This window comes from Nonomuraea longispora (assembly GCF_004348345.1).
GTDB lineage: Bacteria > Actinomycetota > Actinomycetes > Streptosporangiales > Streptosporangiaceae > Nonomuraea > Nonomuraea longispora.
Genome location: NZ_SMJZ01000221.1, coordinates 1 through 14,623, shown reverse-complemented (window position 1 = coordinate 14,623; position 14,623 = coordinate 1). Strand labels below are relative to the sequence as shown.

Genomic DNA, 14,623 nt, shown 5'->3' with positions numbered 1-14,623 from the left:
GCAACGTCGCGGCAGGTACGGCCAGCAGCACGGTGATCGCGCCCACCGCGGCGACCTCGGCGCGCCAGCCCGTGGTCAGCCCGCCAAGGGCGCCGGCCAGTGCCAGCCCCGACGGGATGCACAACCCCCACAGCGCCAGCGCCGTCTGCCGGGACCGGCCCTCCAGCAGGCGGGCCAGCAGCCCGGGTCCCGTGATCACGACGAGGGCGTAACCGGCGGCCTGGACGGCCCGTGACACGAACAACGCCGTCGGACCGCCCGCGAGCGTCGCCGCCAGGCCCGCCACCCCCAGAGCCGCCAGACCGGCCACGAAGAACCCGCGCAGCCGACGACGATCAACCCACAACCCGAGCGGCAGACAGGTGAGCCCGGCGACCAGCGTGATGGCCGAGGACAGCAGGCCCGCGGCGGTGAGCGACAGCTGGAACTCCGCGCCCACAGAGGTCAGGAAGGGGACGAACTCCCCCAAGGCCATGCTGGCCGCCGCGCCTGCCGCCACCACGGTGACGACCGTACGAATGCTCATCGGGCACGCACCTCCCACAGGTAGGGAGACGCGACCGGCGAGCCGGCCCGATCCTCAAGCCCGGTCGGGCGACGTCTCGACGAGGATCCTCAGGCCCGACATCGTATCCCGGGGCGCCGTCCGCCCGCCCCTACCGGCGTGACGCTTCGATCAGCCGCCGGTGTGACTCCAGCAGGCCCTTGGGGAGGTCGTCGGGGGCGCACCAGCGGGCTTCCAGGATCTCCATCGGGTTCAGGCGCATCGTGCCGCCGCCGGCGTACCCGGCCGCGTACGCGACCTCGACCCTGAGCTGGAACCCGCTCCTGAGCTGCACCATCTTTCCGACGCGCACCTCAAGCCCGGTCTCCTCCCTGACCTCGCGGGCGACCGTCTGCTCGAAGGTCTCGCCGCGCTGCGCGCCGCCCGTCGGCAGCCCCCACTGCTGGTCCTCGGCCCAGAAGCGGTGCCGCAGCAGCAGAACGTTGCCGTCGGGGTCGCGGACGACACCGGTCACACCGACCATGAACTTGTCCTGCGAGAGGTAGAGCAGCCGCCACTTCACCGGCCCGCGAAGTCCGTGCCAGAGCCGCGCCAACAGCCTCTTCACCGACGTCCTCCGCCATCCGTTGCCCCTGACGGGGAAGCGTACCGGTCGTGCGGGGCGGCGCCGCCGGGCGCCGGACAGCCGTCTGCGGACTTCGCGCCCGCGTGCCGCCGCCTGCAACCCCGGAGGGGTACCCCCGTAGGGTTCATGTACGCCATGGCGGGAAGCAGGAAGGGGTCCTTGCGTGGGGAATACCGTAGGGGGGTATAGTGTTTTTCGAGCGACGCCACCGAAGGGAGACCGTCGATGCCCGGATACAGCGACAACAAGCAGGAGCACGCGCTGAGGCTGCGCCGTGTCGAGGGTCAGATCCGGGGCCTGCAGCGCATGGTCGAAGACGGCAAATACTGCATCGACATCCTGACCCAGGTGTCGGCGGCGACCAGCGCGCTGAAGTCGTTCTCCCTGTCGCTGCTCGAAGAGCACCTGGCCCACTGCGTGGCCGAGGCCACGCAGAAGGGCGGCCCCGAGGCCGAGGCCAAGGTCAAGGAGGCCGCGGAGGCCATCGCCCGACTTGTCCGTTCGTGAGTGAAGGAGAGATCGTTATGAGCACTGTCACCTACACCGTCAAGGGAATGACCTGCGGACACTGCGTGAGTTCGGTCAAGGAGGAGGTCGGTGAGGTTCCCGGCGTCACCGCCGTCGAGGTGGATCTGGCGTCAGGGCGGCTGACGGTCGGCACCGACGGCCCTGTCGACGCGGCGAAGATCGTCGCAGCAGTCGAGGGCGCCGGATACGGCGTGGCGGATATGTCATGAACACGCCGGCCAAGATCGGTTCGTACGTCCTGGGGCTCGCCGTCGTCTTCGGCGGCGCCCTGGGCGCGGGCAAGGTCGTCGGCCCGGCCGCGACCAGCGCCACCAGCGCGCCACCTGCGGCCGGCGACCACAGCGCCATGGCGGCCCCCACCGCAAGTGCGAAGCACGACGAGCACGCCACCCAGCAGACAGCCGACAATACCCCCGGGGGGCTCCAGGTGTCGGAGAACGGCTACACCCTCACCCCGCTCACCACAAAGATCAGACCCGGTGAGCCCGCCGACTTCCGCTTCACCGTGACGGGCCCCGACGGCCGTCCGGTCACGGGCTACAAGGTCCAGCACGACAAGAAGATGCACTTCATCGTCGTGTCCCGTGACCTGTCGACCTTCCAGCACGTGCATCCGGAGATGGCCGCCGACGGCACCTGGTCGGTGGAGGTCACGTTCCCCAAGGCGGGCGCCTACCGCGCCTTCGCCGACTTCACCCCCACCGGCGGCGACGCCCTCACCCTGGGGACCGACCTGTCCGTGGCGGGCGACTACGAGCCCGAGGCGCTGCCGCCGGTCACCCGCACCTCCACCGTCGACGGCTACACCGTCACCCTTGACGGGGACCTGAATCCCGGCCGGTCGAGCGAGCTCACCCTCAGGGTCAGCAAGGACGGCGAGCCGGTCACCGACCTGCAGCCCTACCTCGGCGCCTACGGCCACCTGGTGGCCCTGCGCGCCAACGACCTGGCCTACCTGCACGTGCATCCCGACGGCGAGCCCCGCGACGGCAAGACCGCGGCGGGGCCGGACATCGTCTTCTACGCCGAGGTGCCGAGCGACGGCGACTACCGTCTGTTCCTGGACTTCAAACATGACGGCAGGGTCCGTACGGCCGACTTCACGCTCGGCGCCGGCAAGCAGGCGGCCAAGGCCCGGCAGACTCCGGGCACCACGTCCGGCGGGCACGACGACGACGGCCACGGCCACTGAACGCGAGAGGAGAACGGTGATGTCCACGCTCACCGATGACCGGCACCAGGCGGTCGAGCTCTCGATCGGCGGCATGACCTGCGCATCGTGCGCGAACCGGATCGAGCGCAAACTCAACAAGCTCGACGGCGTGACCGCGACGGTCAACTACGCCACCGAGAAGGCGAACGTCACCTTCCCGGCCGGCGTCGACCCCCGGAACCTCGTCACCGAGGTGGAGAAGGCCGGCTACACCGCCGAGCTGCCCGCGCCGCCCCAGGCGGACGCGGCCGGGCAGGAGCCGCGGGACGAGCTGCGGCCGCTGCGCGACCGGCTGATCACCGCCGTGGTGCTGGCCGTGCCGGTGATCGCGATGGCCATGGTCCCGCCGCTGCAGTTCACCAACTGGCAGTGGTTGTCGCTGACGCTGGCGGCGCCGGTCGTGGTGTACGCGGGGTGGCCGTTCCACAAGGCCGCCTGGACCAACCTGCGCCACGGCGCGGCCACCATGGACACGCTGGTCTCGATCGGTACGCTGGCCGCGCTGGGCTGGTCGTTGTGGGCGCTGTTCTTCGGCACGGCGGGCATGCCCGGCATGACCCATCCGTTCGAGTTCACGATCGAGCGCACCGACGGGTCGGGCAACATCTATCTCGAAGCGGCGGCGGGGGTCACCGCGTTCATCCTGGCCGGGCGCTATTTCGAGGCCCGTTCCAAGCGGCGGGCGGGCGCGGCGCTGCGGGCCCTGCTCGACCTCGGCGCCAAGGACGTCGCGGTGTTGCGCGACGGCGCTGAGCTGCGCATCCCCGCCGACCGGCTGCAGGTGGGCGACACGTTCGTGGTCCGGCCCGGCGAGAAGATCGCCACGGACGGCGTGGTGGTGGAGGGGGCCTCGGCGGTCGACGCCTCCATGCTGACGGGCGAGTCCGTGCCCGTGGACGTACGCGTGGGCGACGCCGTCACCGGCGCCACCGTGAACGCGGGCGGCAGGCTCGTCGTCCGCGCCACCCGGGTGGGCGGCGAGACGCGGCTGGCCCAGATGGCCAAGCTGGTGGAGGAGGCGCAGACCGGCAAGGCGCAGGTGCAGCGGCTGGCCGATCGCATCTCCGGCGTGTTCGTGCCGATCGTGATCGCGCTGGCGATCGGGACGCTCGGGTTCTGGCTGGGCACGGGCGGCGGCGTGGGGGCGGCGTTCACCGCGGCGGTCGCGGTGCTGATCATCGCCTGCCCGTGCGCGCTCGGCCTGGCCACGCCGACGGCCCTGCTGGTCGGCACCGGCAGGGGCGCCCAGCTCGGCATCCTGATCAAGGGCCCTGAGGCGCTGGAGTCGACGCACGGGATCGACACCGTCGTGCTCGACAAGACGGGCACGGTCACCGAGGGCCGGATGACCCTCAGCGACGTGCACGTCTCCGAGGGGGAGAGCGAGGCCGAGGTGCTGCGCCTGGCCGGGGCGCTGGAACACGCCTCCGAGCACCCCATCGCGCGGGCCGTGGCCGCGGGCGCCGCCGAGCGCGTCGGAGCGCTGCCCGCGCCCGAGGACTTCGCGAACGTCGAAGGGCTCGGCGTGCAGGGCGTCGTCGACGGGCACGCGGTCCTGGTCGGCAGGCCCAGGTTGCTGGCGGAGTGGTCGCAGCACCTGCCCGCGGAGCTGGAGCGGCTTCTGCACACCGCCCAGGCCGGCGGCCGCACGGCCGTCGCGGTCGGCTGGGACGGCAAGGCCAGGGCGGTGCTCGTCGTGGCCGACGCCGTCAAGCCGACGAGCGAGGAGGCCGTGCGGCAGCTGGCCGCGCTGGGGCTCACGCCGGTGCTGCTGACCGGCGACAACGAGCAGGCGGCCAAGGCGGTCGCCGCCGAGGTGGGCATCGACGAGGTGATCGCCGAGGTGCTGCCCGCCGACAAGGTCGACGTGGTCAAGCGGCTGCAGGCCGAGGGCAGGGTCGTGGCCATGGTGGGCGACGGGGTCAACGACGCCGCCGCGCTCGCCCAGGCCGATCTGGGGCTGGCGATGGGCACGGGCGCCGACGCCGCCATCGAGGCCTCCGACCTCACCCTGGTCAGAGGCGACCTGCGGGTCGCGGCTGACGCGATCAGGTTGTCCCGCAGGACGCTGAGGACGATCAAGAGCAACCTGTTCTGGGCCTTCGCCTACAACGTCGCGGCTCTCCCGCTGGCGGCGCTCGGCCTGCTCAACCCCATGATCGCCGGAGCGGCGATGGCGTTCTCCAGCGTGTTCGTGGTGAGCAACAGCCTGCGGTTGCGGCGCTTCCGCTAGCACGGCCGGTCCTGGCGGCCCCGAGCGCACCGGCTCGGGGCCGCCCGGCCGGTCGTGCTCACGCGGATCATGATCCAGTGCCCCGGGCTCACCACCGACCGCGCACCTGGCCGCCTCGTGGCGGGCCGGGCGGGTATACGCTTCCCCCATGACCCCGCAGGACCTCGCCACCCTCGTGCACCTGCGGCGGGCCCGGGATCTGATCGACCGTGAATACACCCGCCCGCTCGACGTGCCGACGCTGGCCCGCCACGCGCTCATGTCGCCGGCGCACTTCTCACGGCAGTTCCGGGCGGCCTACGGCGAGACGCCGTACAACTACCTCATGACCCGTCGCATCGAACGCGCGATGGCGCTGCTGCGCGCGGGGGTCAGCGTGACCGACGCGTGCATGGCGGTCGGCTGCACCTCGCTCGGTTCGTTCAGCTCCCGCTTCGCCCAGCTGACGGGGGAGACGCCGAGCGCCTACCGCGCCAGGGAGCACACGGCCGTGACGGCGATGCCCCCGTGCGTGGCGAAGGTGCACACCCGGCCGACGAAGGACGCACCGAGCAGGATCGAAGAAGCGGGCGGCGACGCCGCTGCCTAGCGTTGTCCGCATGACCATCTCACTGCAGAGCTGCCACATCACCGTCCACGACGTCGACGAAGCGCTCGCCTTCTACCGCGACGCGCTCGGCCTCGATGTGCGCAACGACGTCCCCTCCGGCGAGGGCCGCTGGGTCACCCTCGGCACCCCGGGCGTGCCCGCCCCCGAATACGTGCTCTCCACACCGCATTCCGGCCGGCCGAAGGCCGACGGCGACGCCCTCCAGGACCTGCTCGCCAAGGGCGCGCTGCCGATGATCATCTTCAGCGCCGACGACCTCGACGCGACCTTCGAACGGGTGCGCGCGTCGGGAGCCGAAGTGCTGCAGGAACCCATCGACCAGCCCTGGGGGCCGCGTGACTGCGCGTTCCGCGACCCCTCGGGCACCATGGTGCGCATCGCCCAGGCCCCGAAGGCGTAGCCGTACACCCGGATGAGTGATCTGCTCCTTCCGGGGCAGCCGACATCGTATGAAGACGACGATCATCGGAGTCATGGCCGGAGCGGCCGTGCTCGCCGGGGGTTGCGGCACCGCGTCCCACCAGGGGCACGAGGGGCACGAGCTGGCCGCCGAGTCCTCACCGTCCATCGGCACCCCCACGTCCGGCACCGCGTCCCCGAGCGGGCCGGAGACGGCCGGCGGCCTGAAGCGGGCCGCCCAGGCGGCGCTGGCCGCGGTGCCCGGCTCCGTGCTCGTCTCCATCGAGACGGAGGCCAGCGGCAGGCTGTGGGAGGTGCAGGTCGTCGAGAAGGACGGCACCGAACACCAGCTGGACGTGGAGGGCGAGAAGGTCGTCAACGGTCCCGCCACCGAGGACGCTGACGCGGACGACAAGGCCGAGCGCCGGGACCAGGTGGCGGCGGCCAAGCTGGACTACTCCCAGGCGGCCGAGAGGATCCTGGCCACGGTGCCCGAGGGGCGCCTCACGGAGCTCAACCTGGACACCGAGCGGGACAGGACCGTGTGGGAGGCGGACGTGCTCACGCCCGACGGGACCAAGCACAAGGTGGCGGTGGACGCCGCCACGGGCGAGGGCGTGAGGAACGACGGCACCACCACGTGACGCCGGGGATCGAGTCCCGTCGGGTATGAGCCTTCAAGACCGCGGTGATGCCCAGTCGGCGTAGCGGATCGTGCCGAGAATCGCGCCGTCGAGGGGGACCAGCGAGCGTTCGTCCAGCTCGCTGCCGAAATAGCGCGCGTGCGGGTCGGTCACCACCTCCCGCCGGTCGCCCGCGGCGGCCAGCGCCTGCCGGAAGAACTCGTCCATCCGGAACTGCTCGGGCCCTGCGACCTCGATCCTGCCGTTCAGCGGCGTCCCCGTGGAGACCCTGGCCAGGGCCGCCGCGACGTCGTCGCCCGCGATGGGCTGGAAGCGTACGGGTGCGATCCGCACCTTGCCGCCGTCGGTGGCCTCGTCGGCGATGCCGCGCACGAACTCGTGGAACTGGGTCGCGTGCACGAGCGAGAACGGGATGCCCGACTTCTCGATCAGCTCCTCCTGGGCGATCTTCGCCCGGAAGTAGCCGTTCTCGGGCATCCGCTCCGTCCCCACGATCGACAGCGCCACGTGGTGGCCGACGCCGGCCGCCGTTTCGGCGGCGAGCAGGTTGCCGGTGGAGGTCTCGAAGAAGCTCAGCACGGCGGCGGGCTCGAACGACGGCGAGTTCGACACGTCGACCACCACCCGCGCGCCCTCCAGCGCCTCGGCCAGCCCTTCGCCGGTGAGGGTGTTGACGCCGGTGTTCGGCGAGGCCGCCGCGGCCTCGTGGCCCTGCTCGCCCAGCTTCGTCACGAGCTTCGAGCCGATCAGCCCGGTCCCGCCGATGACCACGATCTTCATGGCACGTCCTTTCAGTTCGCCGGGGCGTCTGTGCCGGCCGGTCGCCAGCTAAGACAGGCGGGCCCTCAAGGGTGTGACAACCATGGGGGAAAATCTTCCGCGGGCCTCACTGCTCCTCCTTGAGCCGTTCGAAGACGAGCTGGCTGCGGCGGACGGCGCGGACGCCGTACACCTCGGAGATCAGTTCGGGGGTGAGGACCTGGCCGGGCGGTCCTCCGGCGAGGACGCGGCCGGCGCTCATGACGTAGAGGCGGTCGCAGAACGCGGCGGCCTGGTTGAGGTCGTGCAGGACCGCCAGCGTGGCGACGCCCAGCTCGCGCACCAGGTGCAGGACCTCCAGCTGGTGGCGGATGTCCAGGTGGGAGGTGGGCTCGTCGAGCAGCAGCAGGCGGGTCTCCTGGACCAGCGCGCGGGCGATGAGCGCCCGCTGCTTCTCGCCGCCGGACAGGGTGGCGTAGACACGCTCCTCCGCGCCGGCGAGTCCCACGCGGTCGAGCGCCCGCGCGCACCGTTCCGCGTCGGCCGCCGCGACACGTTCGTACGGCGTCCGCCCCATGAGCACGACCTCGCCGACGGTGAAGTCGAGCTCGGAGGGCGTCTCCTGGGCCACCACGGCGGTACGCCGGGCGGACTCCCGCCAGGACAGGCCGTGCACGTCGTCGCCGTCCACCCTGATGAGCCCGGCCGAGGGACGCAGCGCTCGGTAGATCGTGCGCAACAGGGTGGACTTGCCGCAGCCGTTCGGCCCGACGAGGGCGACGAACTCGCCGTCGCCGACCAGGAGGTCGGCCTCGTGCACGATCGGACGGCCGTCGAGGCGTACGGACACGCCGCGCAGGTCGAGTCTCATGTGACGGTCACCGCCCGGTCGACCGAGCGCCGGCGCAGCAGCCACAGGAAGAACGGCACGCCGATCAGCGCGGTGACGATGCTGAGCGCCAGCTCCTGCGGCGCGTTGACGGTACGCGCGGCGACGTCCACGAGCTGCAGGAACGCCGCCCCGAGCAGCGCCGTGACCGGCAGCACCCTGCGGTGGTCGGCCCCGACGAGCAGGCGGGCCGCGTGCGGCACGATCAGCCCGACGAACGCGATCGCGCCGCTGGTGGCCACGAGGACGCCGACCAGCAGCGAGGTGAGGACGAACAGCGTGATGCGCAGGCGCTGCACGTTCACGCCGAGGGAGATGGCGCTCTCCTCCCCGGCGGTGAGCGCGTTGAGCCGGCGGTGTTGGAGCAGCAGGTAGACCAGGCCCGCGACGAGCACGACGGTGGGCAGCGGCAGCATGTGCCAGCGGGCCCCGCCCAGGCTGCCCATGAGCCAGAACAGCACCTGCTGCGCCGCCCGCCCGCTCTGCGCCTGCTGCAGCACGAAGCTGTAGAGGGCCTGAAAGAGGTACGCCAGCGCGACCCCGGCCAGCACCAGCCGCGACGGGGTGATCCGGCCGGAACGTTGCGCCAGCGCGTACACCAGGCCCAGGGCCAGAAGTGAGCCCGCGAAGGCGGCGCCCGACAGCGACAGCCCGCCCAGTGTGGAGGCGCCCAGGATGAGCACGAGCACCGCGCCGAAGGACGCGCCCGACGAGATGCCCAGCAGGAACGGGTCGGCGAGCGGGTTGCGCACCAGCGCCTGCAGCACCGCACCGACCACCGCCAGCCCCGCCCCGACAAGGAGCGCGAGCAGCGCGCGCGGCAGCCGGAACTCCCACACGATCTGCGCCTGCACCGGCGTCCACGTACGCGGGACGAGGCCGGGCGCCAGCCGGTCGGCGACGATGCCCCACGCCTGCGGCAGCGCGACGTGCACGGCGCCGATGCTGACCGCCAGCCACGTGGAGGCGATCACCGCCGCGGCGAGCACGGCGACGAGCACCGCGAACCTGCCCCCGCGACGGTGAGGCCCCGCGGCGCTCGCGGACCTGGCCGGCGCCAGGTCCTGACGAGTCTCGCTGGTCATGACGTGAACGCGTCGGGGTGCAGGAACCGGGCGATGTCGGTGATGGCGAGCAGGTTGCGGTAGCCGGGATGCTGGGCCGAGACCGGCACCGGGAGCACCCGCTTGGCCTTGGCCGCCGGGCTGTTCCTGGCGATGGCGAGGGCGTCGGCGGTCTTGGCCTGCACGGTGGGCATGGTCTCGCCGCGCAGGGTGGCGTACTCGCTGACCAGGATGGCGTCCGGTTGCGCGGCGCTGACCTGCTCCACGCTGACCTCGGTGTAGTCGCCCTTGACGTCGGTCAGCACGTTCACGCCGCCCGCGGCGGTGATCATCTGGTCGGTGATGCCGGCGCCGCCGTAGGCGTTGACGGGGCCCTTGCCGCCGTCGGTGGCGAGCACCTTGACGGGCGGCCGGCCGGCGACGCGCTCGCGTACGTCGTCGAGCCGCCCGCGCAGCTCGGTGGCCAGCTTGTCGGCGCGGTCGGAGACGCCGAAGATCTTGCCGAGGTTGCGCAGGTCGGTGAACGTGTCCTCAAGGGTGAACTCGAGCGTCTCCTCGGGGCTGCACCAGCCGCCCAGGATGTACACCGGGGAGCCGGCGGCGTCCAGCTCCTCCACGGTGGCGTAGCCGCCGCCGGCGTCGAAGCTGGCCATCGCGTTGTCCAGGACGAAGTCGGCTCCCTGGGCGAGCATGACCTCCTTCTGCGGCAACATGATCGTCGGCGAGATCTCCGGGATCTTGTCGTACAGCTTCTTCTGGCCGGGCAGGAACGCGCTCTCGGAGAAGTTCGTACGCCCGGCGATGCGGTCGCCCAGGCCGAGGGCGAGCAGCGTCTCCAGTGACGGGTGATAGCCGGTGACGACCTTGGCGGGTGGCCCGTCGAAGGTGAGGGTGCGCCCGCAGTTCTCGACCGTGACGGGGAAGCCGGGCTGCGGCGCCGCGGCGGAACCGGCCTGCTGGGCGGCGGGCGCCTGCCCGCAGGCGGTCAGCGTCAGGGCGGCCACCAGGACGAACAACCTTCTCATGATCCGGCGACCGCCTTCAGCGGCGCGCTTTCGCGGGCGGACGGCCTGGCTGAGGTGCGGCTCATGTGGTGAGTCTCCGGAGTCGAGAGGTCGAGCATGCGACGATCGACCTCATTTTTGCACATATGCCGCAACTGCTAGGAAACCGCAGCAGGTCGCCTCGGTACCGGTCCCGGGCGGTCTGTGGAAAACTGCGTGATCATGACGAGCGGGCGCGAGCCTCCGAGCCGGACGAGCCGGACGAGCCGGACGAGCCGGACCCGAGCGTCTACTGGACGCCTCCGCCGCGGACCGTGACGATCGCGTCCGCGGTGTGGATCTGGTACGGGGCACCGCTGATGGTCGGGGATCTTCGTAGAGCTCAACCCGGAGTCACCCCCGTCGAGCTCGGGACCGTTCGGCCTGCTCCTGGTGATGGGTGTCGCGGTGGCCATCATCCTCTCCGCCAAGCTCATGCGGCAGGGCAGCGTGCGCGCCCGGATCGTGCTGACCGTGCTGGGGGCCGTGACGCTGGTCGGCATCTGGAACGCGCTGTTCGTCGCCCCGCGCCGCCCACCTGAGGCCCGGCGCCGCCCCGGCCGGGAACATGTGAGACCGGCCGGGGCGCTTCGCGGCTGCCTGACGTCACTCCCACTGGCCGGGCTGGAAGTCGCCGGTGGCGGGCTGCCGGGTGATGACGTTCATGCGGTTCCAGGCGTTCATGACGGCGACGAGCGACACCAGGGCGGCGAGCTGGTCCTCGTCGTAGTGCTTGGCGGCGTGCGCCCAGACCTCGTCGGTGACGCCGCCGCCGTCGGCGATGCGGGTGCCCTGCTCGGCCAGCTCCAGGGCGGCCCGCTCGGCGTCGCTGAAGACCGCCGCCTCCCGCCAGGCCGCGACCAGGTTGAGCCGCACCGGGGACTCCCCGGCGTGCGCGGCCTGCTTGGTGTGCATGTCGACGCAGACGGCGCAGCCGTTGATCTGGCTGACGCGCAGCTGCACCAGCTCCTGCGTCGTGGCCGGCAGCGTCGAGTCCGACACGGCCCTGCTCGCAGAGACGAAGTATTTCGCGGCCTTGGCCGCGACCGGATTGCCGGCGTAGTCGAAACGGGCGTCCATGGACGTCTCCTTGCCGTGGTGACGGTTACACCCCCACGACGAACCGGCCGGCACAGGAGGGGACAGCCCAGACATGTGACGTACGTCACTCGCGCCCGTGGTTCCGGGCGAGCGTGTGGCGATCAGCCGCCAAGGAGGCCGGGGAGGAGGGAGCCGAGACCCCCTCCGCCCAGGATGCCTCCGAGGAGGTTGCCCACCTGGCTGAGCAGCGAGCCGAGCAGGTCTCCTGTGGGAGACGGGGCGGCGGCGGCGGGAGCGGCGAGCGCGACGGTCAGCAGCGCGCCGGTGGCCAGGATGGCGGTCAGACGGGCGGTGGATTTCATGATGCCTCCACAGGCGGTGACGGAAAGTGATTGAGAGTCACCCTATGTGACAATGGCGCTGATCGCCGCGACCGCCTCGCCCGGGTGTGTCCGGCCCTGTCACAGTGGCGTGACCGGGTGGGCGTCCGGCACGTACACCAGGGCGTCGTACGCCTTGGCGGGGGTCATCTTCACGGTGTACGTCCAGCTCAGGTGGCTGTAGACCGACCGGAAGCCGTCGCCGACGCTGCCCATCGGGATCTCCGAGGCGAGAAGTTCCCGGTTGCCGGGCTTGGCGGAGGCACGCGCGACGTTGACGTAGCCGAGCCGCTCGCCGCCGAACAGTTTGGCCACAGGCGAGTCGTTGCTCACCGTGAACTGCTTGCGCTGCCCGGAGTCCTCATCCTTGGCGGTGAACGTGCTGTCGCCGAACTCCGTGCCGATCGTGAAGTAGTCCTTGCCGTACGTCGTGGCCAGCCGCCGCCCCATCGACGCGAAGGAGAACGCGGCGCCGCTCTTGTCGATGTGGCCGTTGTGGCCGCACAACACCATCTTCTTCCGCCCCTGGGAGCCCTCCAGGCGGGCGATCCAGCCGACGTTCTCGGCCATCCAGGCGTCCCGCTTGCTGGCGTAGTCGCCGCCGGACACCTGCAGCCGCGCGCCGCGCAGGATCGTCTCGGCGTGGTGCACGGCGAGCACGAACGCCTGCTCCGAGCTGCGGCTCACGTACGTCTCGCGGTTGTCCTTCATGTGGGCGACGAGCCGTTCCGCGGCGGTGGCGGCGGCGGTGACCTTCGACTGGTCCTGGCCGGCCCTGGTGGCGTCGGTGAGGTCGGCCAGGGACTCCTTGACCTGGCGGACCCTCGCGGGGTCGGCCGTGGCGAGATAGCGCAGCAGCCGCTCCTTGTTCCGGTCGTAGCGCTGCATGTCGAAGCCGTAGAGGCGCACCTTGTCGGCGTCGGGGACGCCGGCGTTGTGGTCGTGGATCCATTCGATCAGATCCGCCGTCTCGCGGGTCCGGTAGATGTCGAAGCCGAGCGCCTCGGCGGCCGCCTTCGCGTTGCCCTTGCCGTTCATGACGTAGTCGTTGGCCGCCGCCGTGCCGCCGAAGTCGGCCTCCAGGGCGACGGTGCGGAAGCCGTGGTCCTGGACCAGCTTCTTGATGATGATCGCGCGGGTCTGGACGAACTCCTTGTTGCCGTGCGTGGCCTCGCCGATCCCCACCACCCGCTTGCCGGCGGCGTCGGAGAGCGGGGCCCGGTCGAGCGGGGTCACGGTGTCGGGCGTCACCCGGGAGGTGTCCACGCCTCCGCAGCCGGTGGCCAGCAGGGCGGCCAGGGAGAGGCAGGCGAGCGTTCGGACGGGCGTGCGGCTCATGTCAGGTCACTTCCTTGCGAATGGCGCGGGCTGCGCCGAGCGTCATCGGGAGGACGATCCAGAAGATCGTCGACACGGCGAGCCTGAGGACCTCGCCCCCGGTCATGCCGCCGGACGTCAGGGGAGCGGCGGTGGAGCCCAGGTGAAGCCACTCGGCCAGGGACTCGCCGGCGCTGCCGAGCCGGGCGACGACGCTCCACACCATGGGCGCCGCCAGGCAGATCACGATCGCGGCCGGCGTGTTCATGAGCAGCATGCCGAGGGACAACCCCATCGCGACCACGAGGACGTTCCCCGCGGTCCAGCCCAGCAGCGCTCCGGGACTGACCGTCCAGTCGGCGGGGACGCCCTGGGCGGCGGCGACGGCGGCCGTCACCGGCACCGCGGCGACCATCGCGAACAGGGACGCGGCCAGGGTCGTGAGCAGCGGCGGCAGGCACTTGGCCGCCAGCACCCGCAGGCGGCGGGGTTCGAGGACGAACGTGGTCAGGGCGGTGCGGTGGCTCCACTCACCGGTCACCGTCAGGATCCCGATCACCGGGAGCAGGGTGCCGTATCCGATCCCGGCGGTCACCACCATGGTCTGCAACCCCGGGTCGGCCACGAGGCCGCGCGCGCCCATGAACGCCACGGTCAGCACGGCCAGGGCCACCGTCATGATCCTTCCGCTGCGGGTGTCGAAGAGCTTGCGGGTCTCGACCGACAGCAGCCGGCGGAACGGGGCATGCCTGCCGGGCCGGTGGCGCCCCGTGCTCCTCGAACCGCCCGCGATCGGCTGGACGTCGGCGTCGGTCATGTCGCGCTCCGGTCGGCGTTCGCGGCCGGTACGTGGTCGAACTCGATCATGTGTCAAGTCCACAGCACCCGGGGCCGCCCGGACATCGAACCTGGGTCGAGGGTGGCCCGGCGCAGGGCTAGACCCGCGACGCCCGTTGTAGACCTGCGGCCACCTCGGTGGGGACCTGGGTAGCGAGGAACGCGCTTTCAGGCCGGGTACGCGTGGGTCTCGGCGGCCTTGACCGACGCCCACACCTGCCTGCCGGGCATCAGGTCGAGCTCGGCCAGGGCGGCGGGGGTGATGTCGGCGAAGGCCACGATCGGGCCGTCGAGGTGTACGCGGACGTTGTCGCCGTGCCGTTCGACGCCCTCGACGCGGGCCTGCCACACGTTGCGGGGGCTGCCGTCGGGGCGGGTGCGGTAGAGGGCGAGCGCGGAGGGCGGGAAGGCGACGAAAACGGGCCCGCGCAGGGTTTCGCTGGTGCTGAGGAGCAGTTCGCCGACCTTGACCCGCCGGTCGTCGGCCTGCCCGCGGTAGAGGTTGAGCCCGACCAGGTGGGCGACGTAGTCGGTGC

The 14,623-nt window shown here is 71.6% G+C and carries 18 protein-coding genes; 7 read left to right on the top strand and 11 right to left on the bottom strand.

Annotated elements, in window-relative coordinates; genetic code table 11:
- Together E1267_RS37330 and E1267_RS37325 are read right to left on the bottom strand one after the other, a co-directional pair.
- Positions 1-526, bottom strand: a 526-nt coding sequence (locus E1267_RS37330) for an MFS transporter (protein WP_132339949.1), incomplete at its 3' end; no start/stop codon positions are given.
- 130 nt (positions 527-656) lie between these two features.
- Positions 657-1,112 (bottom strand): NUDIX hydrolase, encoded by a 456-nt coding sequence (locus E1267_RS37325; RefSeq protein ID WP_220449862.1) that lies wholly within the window; start codon positions 1,110-1,112, stop codon positions 657-659.
- Positions 1,113-1,355: 243 nt separating this feature from the next.
- Between E1267_RS37325 and E1267_RS37320 the strand changes: the two genes are divergently transcribed.
- From E1267_RS37320 to E1267_RS37290, 7 genes are all read left to right on the top strand, one after another.
- Positions 1,356-1,637, top strand: coding sequence for a metal-sensitive transcriptional regulator (locus E1267_RS37320; RefSeq protein WP_132339948.1), 282 nt, complete (start codon positions 1,356-1,358; stop codon positions 1,635-1,637).
- A gap of 17 nt (positions 1,638-1,654) precedes the next feature.
- Positions 1,655-1,867 (top strand): heavy-metal-associated domain-containing protein, encoded by a 213-nt coding sequence (locus E1267_RS37315; RefSeq protein WP_132339946.1) that lies wholly within the window; start codon positions 1,655-1,657, stop codon positions 1,865-1,867.
- The gene (locus E1267_RS37310) at positions 1,864-2,850 is read left to right on the top strand and encodes a hypothetical protein (RefSeq protein WP_132339944.1); all 987 of its coding nucleotides are present in this window, start codon (positions 1,864-1,866) and stop codon (positions 2,848-2,850) included. The genes E1267_RS37315 and E1267_RS37310 overlap by 4 nt, the downstream gene beginning before the upstream one ends.
- 19 nt (positions 2,851-2,869) lie before the next feature.
- A complete protein-coding gene (locus E1267_RS37305) occupies positions 2,870-5,104 on the top strand; it encodes a heavy metal translocating P-type ATPase (protein WP_132339942.1) in 2,235 nt (744 codons plus the stop codon).
- A 148-nt stretch (positions 5,105-5,252) separates the two neighbouring features.
- Positions 5,253-5,693 (top strand): helix-turn-helix transcriptional regulator, encoded by a 441-nt coding sequence (locus tag E1267_RS37300; protein ID WP_132339940.1) that lies wholly within the window; start codon positions 5,253-5,255, stop codon positions 5,691-5,693.
- Between the two features lie 10 nt (positions 5,694-5,703).
- Positions 5,704-6,114 carry a VOC family protein gene (locus E1267_RS37295; RefSeq protein WP_132339938.1) on the top strand — a complete coding sequence of 137 codons (411 nt, stop codon included), beginning with the start codon at positions 5,704-5,706 and terminating at the stop codon, positions 6,112-6,114.
- A 49-nt stretch (positions 6,115-6,163) separates the two neighbouring features.
- A complete protein-coding gene (locus E1267_RS37290; RefSeq protein ID WP_132339936.1) occupies positions 6,164-6,757 on the top strand; it encodes a PepSY domain-containing protein in 594 nt (197 codons plus the stop codon).
- Between the two features lie 33 nt (positions 6,758-6,790).
- On the opposite strand, the gene E1267_RS37285 is transcribed toward E1267_RS37290, so the two are convergent.
- The 9 genes from E1267_RS37285 to E1267_RS37245 all read right to left on the bottom strand — a co-directional run.
- Positions 6,791-7,537 (bottom strand): SDR family oxidoreductase, encoded by a 747-nt coding sequence (locus tag E1267_RS37285; protein ID WP_132339934.1) that lies wholly within the window; start codon positions 7,535-7,537, stop codon positions 6,791-6,793.
- Positions 7,538-7,643: 106 nt separating this feature from the next.
- Positions 7,644-8,387, bottom strand: coding sequence for an ABC transporter ATP-binding protein (locus E1267_RS37280; protein WP_132339932.1), 744 nt, complete (start codon positions 8,385-8,387; stop codon positions 7,644-7,646).
- Complete coding sequence (locus E1267_RS37275; RefSeq protein ID WP_132339930.1) at positions 8,384-9,490, bottom strand: FecCD family ABC transporter permease; 1,107 nt, start codon at positions 9,488-9,490, stop codon at positions 8,384-8,386. Before E1267_RS37275 ends, E1267_RS37280 begins: the two co-directional genes overlap by 4 nt.
- Entirely contained in the window at positions 9,487-10,494 is a 1,008-nt protein-coding gene (locus tag E1267_RS37270) for an ABC transporter substrate-binding protein (RefSeq protein ID WP_132339928.1), read from the bottom strand. Before E1267_RS37270 ends, E1267_RS37275 begins: the two co-directional genes overlap by 4 nt.
- A 624-nt stretch (positions 10,495-11,118) precedes the next feature.
- A complete protein-coding gene (locus E1267_RS37265) occupies positions 11,119-11,592 on the bottom strand; it encodes a carboxymuconolactone decarboxylase family protein (RefSeq protein WP_132339926.1) in 474 nt (157 codons plus the stop codon).
- Positions 11,593-11,714: 122 nt separating this feature from the next.
- Positions 11,715-11,915, bottom strand: coding sequence for a hypothetical protein (locus tag E1267_RS37260; protein WP_132339924.1), 201 nt, complete (start codon positions 11,913-11,915; stop codon positions 11,715-11,717).
- A gap of 99 nt (positions 11,916-12,014) precedes the next feature.
- Positions 12,015-13,271 carry an erythromycin esterase family protein gene (locus E1267_RS37255; RefSeq protein WP_132339922.1) on the bottom strand — a complete coding sequence of 419 codons (1,257 nt, stop codon included), beginning with the start codon at positions 13,269-13,271 and terminating at the stop codon, positions 12,015-12,017.
- Between the two features lies 1 nt (position 13,272).
- Entirely contained in the window at positions 13,273-14,067 is a 795-nt protein-coding gene (locus E1267_RS37250) for an ABC transporter permease (RefSeq protein WP_132339920.1), read from the bottom strand.
- 188 nt (positions 14,068-14,255) lie between these two features.
- Positions 14,256-14,623 (bottom strand): TOBE domain-containing protein (locus E1267_RS37245; protein ID WP_165960007.1); only part of this gene is annotated, 368 nt, incomplete at its 5' end.